Here is a 16,701-nt window from a genome sequence, read left to right as displayed (position 1 = left end):
CTGGACTGGCCGGCGAGGCCGGCCGTATACCGAGTGTCCACACGGGACACTCCTTGGCGGCAAGATATCCGATTGATACCCATACGCGTAGTTCCACACGGGGGTCGTGAGTGATAAAGAGGGTTAGAACGCTCTTTACCACTCACGACCCCCACGCGGAGTGCACAAGTCGGGCATTTTGATCGGGATCGGTGTCTCTTATGGACAGTCAAGAATGCGCCAGCTCGCTGTGGCGAGCCCGCTCCCGCCGCCACCACATTTGCCCTACCCCTCAATAACCGTCCTTACCACTCACGAGTGGCATCACTCGCCGGCCGCGACGCGGCGGGCGAGTTCCACGCGTGACCGGACGCCCAGTGCCGTGAAGATGTTCCGCAGATGGTGATCCACCGTGCGATGGCTGATCACCAGCCGCCGCGCGATCTCCTTGTTCGTCTCCCCCGCCGCCACCAGCCGGGTGATGGCGTCCTGTTGAGGCGTGAGGCCGGCGAGTGACCGGTGCGGCGCGTCGACCGTCTCGCCGGTCGCCCGCAGCCCGGCGCGGGCCCGTTCGGCGAACCGTGCCGCGCCGACGTTTTCGAAGCCTCGCAGGGCATCGCGGAACTGGTCGCGTGCGTCGCGGGTCCGGCGGTGCCGTCGCAGCAGGGTGGCGTAGGCGAACCGGGTCCTGGCGAGTTCCACCGCACCGCCCGCCCTCCGGTGCGCCTCGATGGCCAGCCGGAAACGCCGTTCCGCCACGGCCGGATCCGGCGCGGTCAGCGCGTGACAGCGATGACTCAGCGCGAGCCAGCAGGGTTCCGCACCGGCCAGGGTCCAGCGGTCGAACACCTCCAGCGCGGCCAGGGCGCGTTCGGGCCGTCCGGAACAGACGGCCGCCTCGACGAGTTGCGGGGTGGCCAGCACGCGGATCACCGGCTGGTCGCCGGAGACACCCGAAGCGAGGTCTTCGAGCCTGCTCAGTGCGTCGTCGGGCCGGTCTTCGGCCAGGTCCAGACAGGCGTTCGCCCACGCGGCGACGGCGGCGGGCCTGCCGAGACCGCGTTCGGTGATGCCCTCGGCCGCCTCGTCCAGTTCCGGCGCGCGGTCACCGAGGAGCGCGGCCGCCAACCCCAGCAACGTCAGATGCTCCATCCGGAGGTTGTGGGGCGCGCGCAGGCCGTCGCGGGACGCCGCCCGCGCACAAGGGAGGCGGTCGAGCGCGATGGCCGAGAGCGACAGGTAGACCAGCGCCCACGGCAGTTCAGCGTGCCGTGAGCCGAGCCGCGCCCGGCTCACGGCCGCGGCCGCGTATTCGTGCGCCCGTTCGGCATGGCCGCGGGCGAAGGCAGCTTCGGCGGCCCACACGGCGCCGGCGACGTCCGTGCCGGCCATCCCCCTGGCGACGGCCTCCTTCAGCGGAGCGACGGCGTCGCCGTGACGTCCGGCGTAAACCGAGGTCAAGCCGCGGAAATGCGCGAAGGCCAGCCCGTCTCCGGCCGGGACCGTCCGCGCGAGCGCCCGGTAGCCGCTCAGGTCACCGCCGAGCCTCCGGGCTTCGCCCGCCAGCAGGAGCGCGGCGGCCGGATCGGGCAGCAGTTCCGCCGCCGTGCCGAGTTCGTGGGTGGCGACGGCGGGATCGCCGTCACGCAGCTCGATCTCCCCGTGCAGCAACGCCACGGCGCCCGGTTCGGCGTCGACCCTGGACAGCAGCAGCCGCGCCCACCCCGGTCTGCCCGCCTGCCAGGCCGCGTCCGCCGCGGACAGCAGCCGGGCCGCCCGCGTGGACGGATCGGCGGTCAGGGCGGCGGCGCGTTCGAGCTGCCGTGCCGCGGCCGCGTGATCCACCGCCGGTGCGGCGGCGAGCGCGTCCGCGAGTGGCTCGGACGGTATGGCCGTCGCCATCGCGCGATGCCAGAGCGCGTCCGGTCCCTCCTCGGCGGAGGCCAGCCGCGCGTGCGCCGCCCTGCGGTCGGCCGGGGACGCCGCCGCGTACCAAGTCGCCTTCCTCGCGGAAAAGTCCATACAGGCGGCGAGAAACCGGAGGCGCTCGTCGAACCGCATCGCGTCGAGCTCGGCCGCGTAACGAGGCAGACGCTCCCGCAGGATCGGCGAAACCGGCTCCCGCCCGGCCGCCTGCGCGGGCGTCAGCGAAGCAGCCAGCGCGACCAGATCGGCGGGATTCCCCTCCCCCAGTTCGACCAGCTGCGGACGTACCCCGGCGGGTACGCCGCGGTCGCGCAGCACCTGGTCGGCGGCGGAATCGGTCAACGGCGCCAGCTCGACGGAGTCGAACTCGTCGGATCCGGATCGCGACGCGAGCACCATCCCGACCGGCGCGCCCACCAGCCGCCGGGCCGCGAAACCCAGCGCCGCCAGGGATTCCGGATCGACCCACTGCGCGTCGTCGACCCAGCAGATCGTCGGCGCCGAAACGGCGCCGAGCCGATCTCGCGCCTCCGCGCCGCTGGAGACCGGCGCGCCGAACATCCGATGCAGGGCGCCGTACGGCAGCGCGCTTTCGACCCGCAGTCCCCGCACGCCGACGAGCCGGACACCGACCGTGGCACGCAGCGCGGTGAGCAGGGCCGATTTACCCAGGCCTTCCGTGCCGCGGACCAGTACGGCGCTCCCGGCGACCGCCCGCAGCCCGCCGAAGAGGTCATCCCTGCCCCGCAGCGGGTACACGACGTCCCGGACAGGCATCGGCGCCTCCTCGAAATCCCCTTCGATGAAACACCAGGCGCAAGTGTTTCACAAGGTCTTGCTCGGCACGCGTCCTTCCACGAGGGCTCCGAGCAGCGTCGACGCCGCATCGAGATCGGGTGTCCGGGAGGCGAGGACGTCGGAGTACAGGAAGGCCTCCCCCAGACGCACGATGGCGTAACAGAGGCTGTCCAGGCCGACACTGGGCACGAAACCGCCGTCGTCGACGTCGCGGCGCAGCAGCTCGACATGCGCCGCGATCACCCTCGGCTGGACACGTCCGTCCGGGTCGGTGAGCAGCCTGATCGCCAGCACCGGCTCGTCGTCGAGGAAGCGGCGGAACCCGGCGCTCGCCGCGAGCACGGAGCGGTACTCGCGCATGATCGCCAGGCAGCGCAGTTCGCCGGCCGCGTTGCGCACCACGTCGCCCTCTTCGCGCTCCCAGGTGCGCGCGGCGGCCGTCAGGGTGCGCTCGGACAGGTAGTAGAGGGCATCACCGAGCAGGTCTTCCCGGTTTCCGACGCGGCGGAACAGGGTGCTGCGCGAGATGCCCAGATCCTGGGCGAAGGCGGAGGTGTCGACGCGGACGCCGCGATCGATCCACCGCGCCGCCGCGCGGACCATGTCCTCGGCTGAGGGATTCACGATCGCCGATCGTACGGGCGCCCGGCCGGACGAGGACGACCGCTGACCCAAGACCGGCGATTTCACCGATGCAGTCCCCTCCGGCCGTTTGCCAGAGTCCAGCACCACGGACTGTGTTCAACGGCGAACGGAGACGGCACCATGCGGAGTACGACCCGGATCCTTTGTGGACTGGCCACCGTCGCGGCACTCACTGTCGCTCCCACGGCCTACGCCGCCGAGAACCCCTACGAACGAGGCCCCGACCCGACGGAAAGCAGCATCGAAGCCTCCCGCGGTTCGTTCGCGGTGTCCCAGACTTCCGTGTCGAGTCTGGCCGTCATCGGGTTCGGCGGCGGAACCATCTACTACCCGACCAGCACCGCGCAGGGCACGTTCGGCGCGGTCGCCATCTCGCCGGGGTTCACCGCGACCCAGTCGAGCATCGCGTGGATCGGCCCCCGGCTGGCGTCGCAAGGGTTCGTCGTGTTCACCATCGACACCAACACCATCTACGACCAGCCCGACAGCCGCGGCGACCAGCTGCTGGCCGCGCTCGACTACCTGACCCAGCGCAGCGACGTCCGCTCCCGCATCGACACCTCCCGGCTAGCGGTCGCCGGGCACTCGATGGGCGGCGGCGGCTCGCTCGAAGCGGCACAGGACCGGCCGTCACTGCAGGCGGCCGTGCCGCTCGCGCCGTGGAACACGCAGAAGTCGTGGTCCTCGCTGCGGGTGCCGACGTTCATCATCGGCGGCGAGTCCGACACGGTCGCGCCGGTGGCGTCGCATTCGATCCCGTTCTACACCAGCATTCCCGCCTCGGCGGAGAAGGCGTACATGGAGCTGGACAACGCGAGCCACTTCTTCCCGAACACGGCGAACACGACCATGGCCAAGTACACGATCTCGTGGCTGAAACGGTTCGTGGACAACGACACCCGCTACGAGCAGTTCCTCTGCCCCGCCCCGGACGACCGCACGATCAGCGACTACCGGGACACCTGCCCGCACGCCTGAGCGTCACCGGTCCCGGCGCACCCGCGCCGGGACCTTCATGCGCCGTTGGGAGTTCTTGCGTGACCCTGTCGACCTTCGGGATGTCCGGCGTGTCGGTGGTCGAACTCAAGGGCGGTGCCGGCAAGGACCTGACGCCGGTCCTGGTGACCGGCCTCGGCGAGGCCGCCATCGAGACGGACGACTCGGCGGCGAACGACGCCCCGCCGCCCAACGGCATTCCAGCGGGAAAGGCGGGCAACTGAGCGTTGGCTGTGGCACGCTCTGACGCGTCGCCCAGTCGCTGAGGAGTACCGATGCCGCCACTGATCTATTCGATGAGCGTGTCGCTCGACGGTTTCATCGCGGCACCGGGTGGTGACCTCGAGTGGGGCGCCCCCGAGCCGGAAATGTTCGGCTTCCACGTCGAACAGACCCGCCACCTCGGCGGATACCTGTGCGGGCGCCGGGTTTACGAGGCGATGCTGGTCTGGGAGACCGCCGAACAGACCATGTCCGACGAAGCTCAGCTGGAGTTCGCCCGGCTCTGGCGGCCGATCCCGAAGGTGGTGTTCTCGCGGACGCTGACCTCGGTGGAAGGCAACGCGCGCCTGGCGACCGACGACCTCGCCACAGAAGTCGAGCGGCTTCGCGACCAAGCAGGCGACGGCGTGGTGGCCATCGCCGGGGCGGAGCTCGCCGCGGCCGCCATCGCCGAAGACCTGATCGACGAGTACCGCCAGTTCGTCTGCCCGGTCATGCTCGGCCAGGGCACCCCGTACTTCCCGCCCCTGGCCGAGCCGCTCGGCCTGCGGCTGGCCGAGTCCCGGATCATCGGTTCGAAGGTCGTCTACCTCCGCCACGAACGCGTCCGCTGACTCACCTCGCGGGCAGCACGCGCCCCCGCACCTCGCCGAACCCGATCCGCGCGCCGTTCGCGCCGGGCGCGGTCCCGGTGATCACGACCTCGTCGCCGTCCTGCAGGAAGGTGCGCTCCTCCCCCTTGACCGTGAGCGGTTCCTTTCCGCCCCAGGACAATTCGAGGAACGCGCCGCGCTCGTGCTTCTCCGGTCCGGAGATCGTGCCGGAGCCGTACAGGTCGCCCGTGCGCGACGAAGCGCCGTTCACCGTCAGGTGCGCGAGCATCTGGGCGGGCGACCAGTACATCTCGCGGAACGGCGGGCGGCTGACCTCTTCGCCGTTCCACTCGATGACCAGATCGATGTCGAGTCCCCACGGGTCGCTCTCCCGCAGGTACGGCAGCGGCTCCGGATCAGTCTGACCGGGCAGCGGGATCCGCGCGGCCTCCAAGGCCAGGATCGGCACCACCCAAGGGGAGATCGAGGTCGCGAAGCTCTTGCCGAGATGCGGGCCCAGCGGGACGTATTCCCACGCCTGGATGTCGCGGGCCGACCAGTCGTTGAGCAGGACCGCGCCGAAAACATGGCGGGGGAAGTCATCCGGGGTGATCGGGGTGTTCAGCGGGGTTCCGGTGCCGACGATGAACCCCATCTCGGCCTCGATGTCCAGCCGCGCGCTCGGCCCGAACACCGGCGCCGTGTCGGCCGGGGCCTTGCGCTGACCGCTCGGGCGCACGATGTCCGTGCCGGAGACCAGGACCGTGCCGGACCGCCCGTGATAGCCGACCGGGAGGTGCTTCCAGTTGGGCAGCAACGGTTCCGCGTCGGGGCGGAACAGCCTGCCGACGTTCGAGGCGTGGTGTTCGGAGGCGTAGAAGTCGACGTAGTCCGCGACCTCGATCGGCAGGTGCAGGGTCACCCGTCCGACGGGATGGACCGCGCCGTCGGGGATCTCGCCGGTGACCAGGTCGCGGATCCGCTCCCGGACCGCCACCCAGCGATCGTGTCCCTGCGCCATGAACGGGTTCAGCGACGGCGCGGCGAACACGTCGTCGCCGAGCGCCGCGGCCAGGTCGACGACGGAGTCGCCGACGCGCACGCCGACGCGCGGGGAATCGCCGTCGACGGAGAACACGCCGTACGGCAGGTTGTCGATCCCGAACAGGGAACCTGCGGGGATGTCGATCGTGGTCATGCCTCTCCTCGGGGCGCCTCGAGCAGGCCGAGTCCGGCCAGTTCGGTCAGGGGGTCGGTGATACTGCAGGTACCGAACGACGTGAAGCCCGCGCGGACCGCGGCGACGCGATCCGCGTCCAGTGCCCGGAGCCGTCCGGCGATGACGGCACCGTCTCGTTCGGCGAGAACGGCTTCGGCGTCGCCGCCGGTGAGGACGGCGTCGGTGGCGAGCATCAGGTTGAGGAAGCCGTGCTGTTCGAAGCCGGTCTCCGGATCGGTGTTGCGGAGAGCGTGGTGCAGCCCCGCGGTGGCCTTGAAGGGAACGCCGGCCCCGACGGCCGCACGGACCGCGGCGGCGAGTTCGGCTTCGCCGGGGTACAGGTCGGCACGGACGCCGCCGGTGCGGAACTTCGCGTGGTGACCGGTGCCGGAAAGGGCGGTCAGCAGCGGGACACGCCGTTCGTCACGCGGGATCTCGACGAAAACCGGTGCGGTGGCGCGGGAAATCGCGGCGAGCACTTCGTCAGGGCCCATCCCGTCCGGGACGGCGATCTCGAGCGCGTCGAGTTTCACCGGCAGCGAGGCGACGGCCGCGAGCGCTCCATCGAGCTGCGCGGGTCCGCCGGGCAAGGTCACCGAGACCGGCAGCGGGGCCTCCCGGTCACCCAGCACTTCGCCGAGGTCGCCGAGCGCGGTGGCGGCGATGACCAGTGGCCCGACGAGGCCGGCGTACCAGGCGGAGACGTGCTCGTCGTGCGCCGCGACGGCGTCCGGCAGCGGGGCCAGACCCGGCGGGAACACCGCGGCGTCGTCGCACAGCCCGGCGAAGAGCGCGGGAATCCGTCCGCCGTCCACCATGGTCTCCTCCTCGCCGATTTAGTTCACACTTTGACTATCCATCGGGCAGCGTAGTCCCGTCTTCCGGGCGACGGGAAGGCCTACTTGCGGCTCCGGGTACCGAACTCGGCGCGGCTCGTGATCAGCTTGCCCAGCAGCATCACGAGGATGCGCTGTTCGGTCTCGGTCAGTGCGTTCGTCCAGCCGAATTCACGCTCGTTGTGCTCGCGGAAGACCGAGACCATCTCCTCGCGGCCCGCCTCGGTCAGCGACAGCTGAACCGAACGTCCGTCCCGCTCGTCCGGGACCCGGTGGAGCATCCCCTCCACGACCAGCGTCTTGACCAGATTCGAGACCGCCGCCCGGCTCATCCCGGTCAGCCGGGCCGCGCTGGTGGGTTCGAGCGGTCCGGCGAGCCAGACCACGAACAGCAGGCGGAACGCCGACCACGACCGCCCGCGCGGCCGGTGCACCGCGGCTTCGAGGTCGTAGGTCACCAGGTCGGACGCGCGATTGAGGGTCAGCAGCACCTCGGTCGCCAGCTGGTGCCGGAAGCCGTACTCCTGCGCGAGCCGCCGGTTCGCCAGCGCCACGAACGACCAGAAGTCGAGCCCGGCCGCGTCCACAGCGTCCACAGCGTCCACGTCTTCCATCGACGAACACTAACCCGGCCCCGCGAAAATGGTCAAAGTCGAAACTACTTTTACCCGGAACTCGCGTGCTTGGAGCCGGATCACGCGTGCTTCCAGCCGGAAGACGCTGTTCCGCCGCCAAGCACGCGAGTTCCGCCTTCAAGCACGCGAGTTCGGTCGTCGCACACCTGGATGTTTGTCCATCTTGCACGCTTGATCATGGATGTTCCTCCATGGCGCGCCGCCAATCGTCACCTGTTTGCTGGTGGCATGAGCAAAACGGAAGTGCCACCCGGGACCGCCAAGGCCGTCCGGGTGGCCGCGGGGGACCTGGTCCGGATGATCGACGTCGAGGGCGGTCAGGTCGGTGACGTGTTCGCGTTCCGGGACAGCGGCGGGACCGAACTGACCGAGCATCACAGCGCGGCGCACACCCGCGCCGGCGTCGACAGGCTGTTCCCCGCCGTCGGCGACTCCTTCCTGACCGACCTGCGCCGCCCGATCCTCACGCTGGTCGAAGACACCTCCCCCGGCGAGCACGACATGCTCATCCCGGCCTGCGACCCGGCCCGGTACACCGCGCTGGGGGCTCCGGGTCACCGGTCCTGCGCCGCGAACCTGCGCGAGGCGCTGGAGGAATCCGGCCTGAGCTTCGCGGGCCCGACCCCACAGCCGATCAACGTCTTCATGCGCGTCCCGGTCGGGGAGGGCGGACGCCTGAACTGGCTGACCGCGTCCTCGCGACCCGGCGACGCGGTGACCCTGCGGGCCCGCATGGACTGCGTCGTCGTGGTCTCCGCCTGCCCGCAAGACCTCGTCCGGATCAGCGACGCCGGACTCTCCCCGCTCGCCATCGAAACCGTCCACAATGGAGGAAACCGGTCATGACGACCACCGTCGAACACGTCCACCCCGCGCTGGCGCCGATCACACTCGGCGGTCTCGCGCTGCGCAACCGCTACGCCGTCGCCCCCATGTCCCGCGTCTCCGCGCGGCCGGACGGCACCCCGACCGGCGAGATGGCCGACTACTACGCCGAATTCGCCCGCGGCGGCTTCGGACTGGTGTTCAGCGAGGGCACCTACCCCGACAGCGCGGCCAGCCAGGGGTATATCAACCAGCCGGGCCTCGCGCGGGACGAGCACGTCGCGGGCTGGCGCGTGGTCACCGCCGGAGTACGCGCGGCGGGCGGCCGGATGATCGCCCAGCTCATGCATGCCGGGGCGATCGCGCAGGGAAATCCGCACCAGGACCACACAGTCGCCCCTTCGGCCGTCCAACCGCGCGGGGAGATGATGCGCGCGTATGGCGGCTCCGGGCCGTGGGCCGTCCCCCGCGAGCTGACCACCGCCGAGATCGACGACGTCATCGACGGCTTCGCGGCCGCGGCGGTGCGTGCCCGTCAGGCCGGGTTCGACGGCGTCGAGGTGCACGCGGCCAACGGTTATCTGCTCGACCAGTTCCTCACCGACTACACCAATCGGCGCACCGACTCCTACGGCGGGCCGGTCGCCAACCGGATCCGGCTGACCTCCCGTGTCGTGACCGCCGTCGCCGAGGCCGTGCCGGAGCTGGTGACCGGTGTGCGGTTGTCGCAGACGAAGGTCAACGACTTCACCTATCGCTGGCCCGGCGGCCGCGACGACGCCGAGGTGATCTTCGCCGCGGTCGCGGAAGCGGGCGCGGACTACCTTCACATCGCCAGCGAGGGCCGGAACTGGCTCGAGACGGCGAGGCTGGCGGACGGCGGCACCCTCACCGCCCTCGCCCGGCAGGTCACCGGGCTGCCGGTGATCGCCAACGGCGGGATGCACGACCTCACCCAGGCGCACGAGGTGCTCACCGGCGGGCACGCCGATCTGCTTTCGCTCGGGCACGGCGCGCTGGCCAACCCCGATCTGCCCGCCCGCGTCGCCGCGGCGGAACCGCTCGCCGAATTCGATCGGGCGATGGTCTCCCCGACGGTCACGGTGGCGAACGCGCGCCGCTGGCGGGAGAGTCGGCAGGCGTGACGGAAACAAGCTGGCACGGCGGCGCGGCCGCGGTGGCGACCCTGACCTTCGACGTCGACGCGGAATCCCCGATCCTCGCGCGAGGGTCCGGCTACGCCGGACACCTGTCGACCATGTCCCATCAGGCCTACGGGCCCCGGGTCGGGGTGCCGCGCATCCTCGACCTGCTCGACGAACTGGCCGTGCCCGCGACGTTCTTCGTGCCGGGCTGGGTCGCCGAACAGCGGCCCGGTCTCGCCGCCGCGATCGTGGAGCGGGGGCACGAGGTGGCCCATCATTCCTACAGCCACCGGCCGCCGACCACGATGACCGCCGCCGAGCAGCGAGCCGATTTCGAACGGGGCATGGCGGTCTTCGCGGCGCAGGGCATCGAGATCAGCGGGCATCGCGCGGCGGGCTGGGAGTCCACTTGGGACACACCGGGGCTGGTGGCCGAACACGGGTTGAGCTACGACTCGTCTCTGATGGCCGACGACCGGCCGTACCTGATCGAAACCGGGTCGGGCCGGATCGCCGAGCTGCCGGTGCACTGGTCGCTCGACGACTGGGAGCAGTACGCGTTCCTCCCCGAGCCGCGGATCGGCTCGGTGATCACGTCCCCGGTGCGGGTGCTGGAGATGTGGCGCGCCGAGCTGGACGCGATGCGCCGCCACCGGTGCCTGTTCAACCTGTGCCTGCACCCGTTCCTGTCAGGCAGGCCGGGACGGCTGGCCGCCGTGCGCGCGCTCATCGAGTTCGGGCTCGGCCTCGGCGACGTCCGGTTCGCCCGGTGCCGTGACGTGGCGGCCGCGGCGCTGGCCGACCCGGCCTTGCCCGCGGAACCGTTGCGGCGGCTGGAAGTCGACCCGGCGGTCTATCCGGACTGAGCCGCCTCCAGCGCCAGGAACAGGTCGACCCGGTCCGCGGTCCGCCCGACGTCGCGGCCGGTCAGCTCGGTGACCTTGGCCAGCCGGTTACGCAGGGTGTTGACGTGCACGTACAGGGCCGCGGCGGTGGCCGCCCACTGACCGTCGTGGTCGAGGAACGCCCGCAAGGTCGTCTCCAGGTCGCCGTCGCGGACGCGGTCGTGCTCGCGCAGCGGGCCGAGCAGGGCGTCGGCGAAGGTGTGCCGCCACTGCTCGTCGTGCGACTCCAGCAGCAGCCGGTAGCTGCCCAGTTCGGCGAAACTCGCCGCGACCGGGCCGCCGCGCCTGCCACGGAGCACACGGCAGGCTTCGCGGCTGCGCGACAACGGCACCCGCAGCTCGGCCGCGCCGGACACCGGATCGGCGAGCCCGACGACCACACGCCCACCGGAGAGCCGGTGCGACACCGCCGCCGCCAGCCGCGGCGCGAAGCCGGCGGGCGACTGCCGTCCCGACCGGAACGGCAGCACCGCCACGACGTCCTGGCTGCCCGCCGCCACGACGGCGGGCAGCCCGTCCGCCAGCAGGAAGTCCGTCACGGCCTCCGCCATCCCCGGCGGGGTCGCGGCGTCTTCACCCGCGAACGCCAGCGCGATCACCGCCAGCGGCCCGTCCGGATCCACCCCGAAGGCGCGCAGCCTGCCGGGCACCTCCGCGGCGCGCTGCGCGCCGGAGAGCACCATGTCCAGCAGTTCGACGGCGAACCGCATCTCGATCGCCTGCACCGCCTGGTGCCGGGCCACCTCCAGGCTGAGGTAGCGGGCGGTCTGCTCCAGCGCGTCGCGCTCCTCGCGCGTCAGCCCGGCCACGGGCCGCAGGCACAGCAGCGCGGCGTCCGCGTCGCCGATCGCGCCGACCGGGAACAACGCAGCCCGCGTCCCCGCGCCGAGATCCGCCTCCAGCGGCGGCGGATGCCCGGCCAGTGCCTCCGCCGCGGCTCGCGACTGCCCGGCGTCCAGTTCGGCACCGGCGGACGCCAGCTCCCGGCCCATCCTGTCCACGACCGCCAGCGGGAGCTCGTGTTCACGGCGGAGGACCGCGAGCACCCCGGACGCGCCCGCGCCTCTCGACAGCGCCGAGGTCAGCTCGTCCCCTCGGCGCACCAACGACATCAGCGCGTTCTGCCGGTCCGTGGCCTGGATCGCCGCCGCGGCGCGGGTGACCGCCGTGAACGGCACCGCCACCGAGATCTCCAGCAGCGGCAACCCGGCTTCCCGGCAGGCGTCGGCGAGCGCCGGAGGCGTGTCGCGCTGTTCCACACGCAGCCCGAAGATGATCCCCGCCGCTCCGGCACCGACCACTCTCGCGACGAAGTCGGCCGGATCGACACGGTCCAGCCACAGGCCGTTGGTCAGCACGACCTCGTGCTCACGCACGTACGGCCCGGGGTCGGGCAGCTCGGTGTTGTGCACCCACAGCACCTGCTCGGTCAGCGCCCCGTCGCGGCCGGGGACGACCACCCGCAGTTCCAGAGCCGGGTCCTCGACCAGCGCCGCCAGGGTCAGCATGACTGTGAATATATCCAGCCGCGTACGTCCTTTATGGATGAACGGCCATTTCATCGTTTTGTCATGAGCGCTGGTTAGCGTGCCTCGAAAACCCTTCAGGATTCGAGGAGACCCACTGTGACGGCAGTTTCCCGCACGATCGCCGAGCGCTACACCCTGCTCGAGAAGCTGGGTGGCGACGGGACGGCCGTGCTGTGGCGCGGCGAGGACGGGCCGGACGGCCCCCAGGTCGTGATCAAGGAACTGCCGCTTCCCGCGCTCGACGAGCCCGGCCGCGCCGCCCTCGCGGAGCGGCTCCAGCGTGAAGCCCGCGTCGCGGTGGATCACCCGTCGGTGGTGCCCGTCCACGATGTCGTGGTCACGGACGGGACGGCGTTCCTCGTGATGGACCTGGTCGAAGCGCGGACCTTGGAGGAACTGGCGTCCGCCGGCCCGCTGCAGCCGCGGTTCGTGGCCGAAATCGGCGGGCAGGTGCTCGGCGCGCTCGCCGCCGCGCACACGGCGGGTGTCGTGCACGGCGACGTGCGGCCCGCGAACATCCTGGTGGGTCCCGACGGCGCGGTGAAGCTGACCGGCTTCGGGATCGCCAAGGCCCTCGACCCGGCGGGCACGCCCGCGTTCCTCGCCCCCGAAACGATCGCGGGGCACGAAGGCACTCCCCACTCCGATCTCTGGTCGCTCGGCGTGACCCTGCTCAGCGCGAGCGAGGGCGGGAATTTCTTCCAGCGGGGGAACGTCGCGGCCACGCTGTACGCCGTCGTCAACGAGCAGCCGCCCTTCACCCGGACGTTCGGGCCGCTCGCGGACGTCCTCCGCGGGCTGCTGGCGAAAGCACCGCAGGCGCGCATGCTGCCGGACCACGCGCTTCCGCTGCTGGCCCAGATCGCGAGCGGGGTCGAAACCCCGGTGCCGATCCCGCCCGCGCAACCGCGCCCCGGCCTGAGCACGCCCTCCGTGTTCGCGGTCCTGGCGGGGGTGGCAGGCATGCTCCTCGGCTTCTCTGTGCTCACAGACGCGATGCTGATCCATCGCGCGTACTACGTGTTCGACTTGCTCTGGCCGCCGATGCTGCTAGCCCGTGTCGGCATCGTGCTGGCGGGTGTGCTCTGGGTGGCCGGTGGCGGTCTCCTGCTGGCGAGGGTCCGCCATGGACAGGTCATGCTCAGCACCGCCGGCGGGCTGACGCTGGTCGCTGTGCTGATGCTGAACGCGGTCGACGACGAACGGGAGTACTTCGGCCTCGCCCTGCAACCCGGCCTCACCCTTGATGTCCTCGCCCTCGTCTTCGCCATCCTCCTGACGATCACCGTGTGGTTCGTCCCGGCCGAACGCCCTGCTGTGAGCTGATCCGCTCACAGCAGAGAAACCGGCGGGCGGCCGCGCCCCGGCGGCATGGTCGGGGCATGACCGACTACGAGAAGCAGCCACTCTTCGACCAACGGCTCCGGGAACGGTTCTTCAGCCAGCGTGTGCTGGTCCTCGACGGCGCACTCGACGACGACAACGGGACGGTCCTCACCACCCAGCTGCTGTCACTGGCGAGCGAGGATCCAGGCAAGGACATCGCGTTGTGGATCCACTCGCCGGGCGGTTCGGTCCCCTCGATGCTGGCCATCCGCGACGTGATGCGGCTCGTTCCGTGCGACGTCGCCACCCTCGCGCTGGGACTGGCGTGCAGTGCCGGGCAGTTCCTGCTTTCCGCGGGCACCCCCGGCAAGCGGTTCGCCCTGCCGCACGCGCGGATCCTGATGCACCAGGGTTCGGCGGGCATCGGCGGCTCAGCCGTCGAGGTGGAGGTGCAGGCGGACGACCTGCGCCACACACGGGACACCGTGCTCGGGCTCATCGCCGAAGACACCGGGCAGCCCATCGACCGGATCTTCGCCGATTCCCTTCACGATCGCTGGTTCACCACCGAGCAGGCACGCGAATACGGCTTCATCGACCACATCGTCGAGAGCCTCGGCCAGGTCGTCCCCGTCCGCACCCACAAACTCGGCCTCGGCACGGAAAGGGGTGCGGGCGTATGAGCACCTACACCATTCCCAACGTCATCTCCCGCGGTCCCGCCGGCGAGCGGATCATGGACGTCTACTCGCATCTGCTGTCGGAGCGGATCATCTACCTCGGGACCGCGATCGACTCCGGGGTGGCGAACGCGTTGATCACGCAGCTGCTGTATCTGGAGGCGGACAACCCCGAGCAGGAGATCAACCTCTACATCAACACCGAGGGCGGCGACCCGTCGGCGATGCTCGCGCTGTACGACACCATGCGCTTCATCAAGGCACCGGTGGCGACGACCTGCGTCGGCCAGGCCGTCGCGGCGGGCGCGATCCTGCTGGCCGCGGGCGAGGCGGGGCACCGGTTCGTCCTGCCCCACACCCGGGTGGTGCTGCACCAGCCCGCGGCGCAGGGCCGCGGCACCATCCCGGACCTCATCCTGCAGGCCGACGAGGTCGTGCGGGTGCGGACGCAGCTGGAGGAGATCCTTTCCGCGCACACCGGCCGCACCGTCTCGGATCTCCGGCACGACACCGACCGGGACCGCGTGTTCGACGCGGCGGGGGCCGTCGCCTACGGGCTCGCGGATCGCGTCCTCGACGAACGCGCTTAGTGAGGGGTAAGGCAAACGTGGCGTGTCCTGGTGGCGGGCCTCGTGAGTGGCAGGGACGGTTCTATTGAGGGGTAAGGCAAAGGTGGCGTGTTGCGTGCCGGAGGCCGGCTGATCGCGATCTTACCGTCCACAAGAGACACTAAACTCCTCTGCGTGTCCGATTTGAGCGGTTTTCGCGGGGGTCGTGAGTGGCAATGATCGTTCTAGCCCTCTTTACCACTCACGACCCGCGCGAGAACTGGACATCAGGACATCAATCGGGCACACAATCCGCGCGAAGTGTCCCTTGTGGACACATCGCGCCGAGGTCATCCCCGCGAGGCAGTCCGGAACCCTGCTGTCCGGGGCGGCCATCTCATCGTGAGTCGGCGAGGACGGCCTGTGCGGCAGGGGTTCGATCACGCCACGTTTGACTTACCCCTCGATAACCGTCCCTGCCACTCACGAGCCCTACCACGGTCCGCCGCTCAGTTCGCCTGAAATACGTGCACCTGGCCGACCATGCGCCCCGCCACCGCCAACGTCGTGAAAGCCACTTTCGGGACATCCAACGTCGCGAAAGTGGCTTTCGCGACACGCCCCCACACCACGCCACGTTTGCCGTACCCCTCAATAGAGGTCGTCCGTCCGATCACGCGGCCATGAGCACGGGCCCTCGCGGGCGGCGGCCGACCGCGAGGCCCGTGCTGCCGCCCCGGCTGATCGTGCCCGCGATACCGAAGAGCAGGTCCGCCAGGTCGAGCCCGAGCGCGCCGGTGACCGCGGCGATCATCTCGCTGGACGGCTCCTTGCGGCCGCGCTCGATCTCGGAGAGGTACTGCGGCGAGATCCCGGCGCGTTCGGCGATGTCGACGAGGCGGCCGCCCTGTTCCTCCCTCGCGGCGCGCAAGCTCCGGCCCAGCACGTCACGCCACAGCGGTTCCGGTTCGGGACGCTTCTGGTGGAAAGGGAGGATGTCCGCCATACGGTCATCGTGACATCGGGCCGGGGCCCACGTATGCCGTTCCGCTCAAGGCGAAACCCGGGCCGCGTCAGGAGCGCGCTCCGGCGGCAGCCAGGAACTCCAGTACCAAGTGGAACAGCACGCCGTGGGTCATCCGACGACCGACAATCCGCTCTCGGTCGCGAGGATCCCCGCGACCGAGACGGCCTGCTCGCCGGTGATCTTCGCGCCGCGCAGGGTCAGCAGACCGCGGACGCCGGACAAACGCGAGCCGCGGAGATCGCAGTCCACCGCGGCGGTCGCCGCGAATTCCGTTTCGGTGAACTCACAGTCCACGAAGGTCAGCCGGGACAGGTCACCGGAGAACACCGTCTCCCGGAACGAACACCCGGAGAACACGACCGAACCCTTCACCCGCTCGACCGTCACCGACGCGTAGTCGAACCGCGCGTTCTCGACGTACAGATCGGCGGCGGAGGTGATCGCCACCCCCAGTCCGATCGCCCGGCAACGCAGGATTTCGACCCGGCGGGCCGCCAGTTCGCGGATCGCCGCGTTGGACAGGTCGACGCCTTCGAGGACCACATCGGAGAGCGTCAACCTGTCGAGCCGGGCGTTCGCCAAGGTCACTTCGGAGACGAGGGAGTGCGCGATCTCACCGCCGCCTCGGGCCCCGTCCTGCTCACCGCCGTCGAGGTGGACCGAGTCGAAATCGAAATCGCCCCGGAAAACGGCGGGTTCGCTTTCCAGGCCGTCGCGCTCGACCGAAGGGCGCCGCACCTTGATGCCGTCGAAATCCCGGAACTCCATGATCCGGACCGTACCCGCCCGGATCCGCGGGGACGTCGCCGCCCGGCGGCGAGATCGTCTTCCGATCACCCCCGTGTCCGCAAACCTTTTCCGGCCACA

The 16,701-nt window shown here is 70.6% G+C and carries 17 protein-coding genes; 9 read left to right on the top strand and 8 right to left on the bottom strand.

Features of this window, described 5'->3' with window-relative positions; genetic code table 11:
• Positions 1–303 precede the first annotated feature (303 nt).
• Together H074_RS41280 and H074_RS17055 are read right to left on the bottom strand one after the other, a co-directional pair.
• Positions 304–2,682, bottom strand: a complete 2,379-nt coding sequence (locus H074_RS41280) for a helix-turn-helix domain-containing protein (RefSeq protein ID WP_007031284.1) — start codon at positions 2,680–2,682, stop codon at positions 304–306.
• A gap of 48 nt (positions 2,683–2,730) precedes the next feature.
• Complete coding sequence (locus tag H074_RS17055; RefSeq protein ID WP_085940961.1) at positions 2,731–3,327, bottom strand: QsdR family transcriptional regulator; 597 nt, start codon at positions 3,325–3,327, stop codon at positions 2,731–2,733.
• A gap of 141 nt (positions 3,328–3,468) precedes the next feature.
• Here H074_RS17055 and bdeA point away from each other — a divergent pair, with 141 nt between their 5' ends.
• Genes bdeA through H074_RS17040 form a run of 3 tightly spaced genes read left to right on the top strand, consistent with a single transcriptional unit; the run spans position 3,469 to position 5,180 of the window.
• The gene (gene bdeA / locus H074_RS17050) at positions 3,469–4,326 is read left to right on the top strand and encodes a bis(hydroxyethyl) terephthalate hydrolase (RefSeq protein ID WP_007031282.1); all 858 of its coding nucleotides are present in this window, start codon (positions 3,469–3,471) and stop codon (positions 4,324–4,326) included.
• Positions 4,327–4,385: 59 nt separating this feature from the next.
• Positions 4,386–4,568, top strand: coding sequence for a hypothetical protein (locus tag H074_RS41025; protein ID WP_007031281.1), 183 nt, complete (start codon positions 4,386–4,388; stop codon positions 4,566–4,568).
• A 51-nt stretch (positions 4,569–4,619) separates the two neighbouring features.
• Positions 4,620–5,180, top strand: coding sequence for a dihydrofolate reductase family protein (locus H074_RS17040; protein WP_007031280.1), 561 nt, complete (start codon positions 4,620–4,622; stop codon positions 5,178–5,180).
• Position 5,181: 1 nt separating this feature from the next.
• On the opposite strand, the gene fahA is transcribed toward H074_RS17040, so the two are convergent.
• The 3 genes from fahA to H074_RS17025 all read right to left on the bottom strand — a co-directional run bounded on the left by fahA (position 5,182) and on the right by H074_RS17025 (position 7,828).
• The gene (gene fahA / locus H074_RS17035) at positions 5,182–6,357 is read right to left on the bottom strand and encodes a fumarylacetoacetase (protein ID WP_007031279.1); all 1,176 of its coding nucleotides are present in this window, start codon (positions 6,355–6,357) and stop codon (positions 5,182–5,184) included.
• A complete protein-coding gene (locus H074_RS17030) occupies positions 6,354–7,196 on the bottom strand; it encodes a hypothetical protein (protein ID WP_007031278.1) in 843 nt (280 codons plus the stop codon). Before H074_RS17030 ends, fahA begins: the two co-directional genes overlap by 4 nt.
• Before the next feature lie 80 nt (positions 7,197–7,276).
• Positions 7,277–7,828, bottom strand: coding sequence for a MarR family winged helix-turn-helix transcriptional regulator (locus H074_RS17025; RefSeq protein WP_039922677.1), 552 nt, complete (start codon positions 7,826–7,828; stop codon positions 7,277–7,279).
• A 249-nt stretch (positions 7,829–8,077) separates the two neighbouring features.
• On the opposite strand from H074_RS17025, the gene H074_RS17020 reads away from it, so the two are divergent.
• The 3 genes from H074_RS17020 to H074_RS17010 are packed head-to-tail and all read left to right on the top strand — an operon-like array spanning position 8,078 to position 10,685.
• Complete coding sequence (locus H074_RS17020; protein ID WP_039922674.1) at positions 8,078–8,695, top strand: DUF1989 domain-containing protein; 618 nt, start codon at positions 8,078–8,080, stop codon at positions 8,693–8,695.
• Positions 8,692–9,819: an oxidoreductase gene (locus tag H074_RS17015; RefSeq protein ID WP_007031275.1), complete on the top strand. Its 1,128-nt coding sequence runs from the start codon at positions 8,692–8,694 to the stop codon at positions 9,817–9,819. Before H074_RS17020 ends, H074_RS17015 begins: the two co-directional genes overlap by 4 nt.
• The gene (locus H074_RS17010) at positions 9,816–10,685 is read left to right on the top strand and encodes a polysaccharide deacetylase family protein (protein WP_007031274.1); all 870 of its coding nucleotides are present in this window, start codon (positions 9,816–9,818) and stop codon (positions 10,683–10,685) included. The genes H074_RS17015 and H074_RS17010 overlap by 4 nt, the downstream gene beginning before the upstream one ends.
• On the opposite strand, the gene H074_RS17005 is transcribed toward H074_RS17010, so the two are convergent.
• Positions 10,673–12,232 (bottom strand): PucR family transcriptional regulator, encoded by a 1,560-nt coding sequence (locus H074_RS17005; protein WP_007031273.1) that lies wholly within the window; start codon positions 12,230–12,232, stop codon positions 10,673–10,675. The two genes, H074_RS17010 and H074_RS17005, sit on opposite strands and share 13 nt — an antisense overlap.
• Positions 12,233–12,349: 117 nt before the next feature.
• On the opposite strand from H074_RS17005, the gene H074_RS17000 reads away from it, so the two are divergent.
• From H074_RS17000 to H074_RS16990, 3 genes are read left to right on the top strand one after another with little or no spacing between them, the layout of a single operon-like run.
• Complete coding sequence (locus tag H074_RS17000) at positions 12,350–13,579, top strand: serine/threonine-protein kinase (RefSeq protein WP_007031272.1); 1,230 nt, start codon at positions 12,350–12,352, stop codon at positions 13,577–13,579.
• Between the two features lie 56 nt (positions 13,580–13,635).
• On the top strand, positions 13,636–14,262 hold the full coding sequence (locus H074_RS16995; protein ID WP_007031271.1) for a ClpP family protease: 627 nt from the start codon (positions 13,636–13,638) through the stop codon (positions 14,260–14,262).
• Positions 14,259–14,849 (top strand): ClpP family protease, encoded by a 591-nt coding sequence (locus H074_RS16990; RefSeq protein ID WP_007031270.1) that lies wholly within the window; start codon positions 14,259–14,261, stop codon positions 14,847–14,849. Before H074_RS16995 ends, H074_RS16990 begins: the two co-directional genes overlap by 4 nt.
• A 631-nt stretch (positions 14,850–15,480) precedes the next feature.
• On the opposite strand, the gene H074_RS16985 is transcribed toward H074_RS16990, so the two are convergent.
• The gene (locus tag H074_RS16985) at positions 15,481–15,813 is read right to left on the bottom strand and encodes a helix-turn-helix domain-containing protein (protein ID WP_007031269.1); all 333 of its coding nucleotides are present in this window, start codon (positions 15,811–15,813) and stop codon (positions 15,481–15,483) included.
• A 129-nt stretch (positions 15,814–15,942) separates the two neighbouring features.
• Positions 15,943–16,602, bottom strand: coding sequence for a pentapeptide repeat-containing protein (locus H074_RS16980; protein ID WP_007031268.1), 660 nt, complete (start codon positions 16,600–16,602; stop codon positions 15,943–15,945).
• Between the last annotated feature and the right edge of the window lie 99 nt (positions 16,603–16,701).

The organism is Amycolatopsis decaplanina DSM 44594 (assembly GCF_000342005.1).
In the GTDB taxonomy this organism is placed as follows: Bacteria; Actinomycetota; Actinomycetes; order Mycobacteriales; family Pseudonocardiaceae; genus Amycolatopsis; species Amycolatopsis decaplanina.
This window is presented reverse-complemented; position numbering and strand designations above follow the sequence as displayed.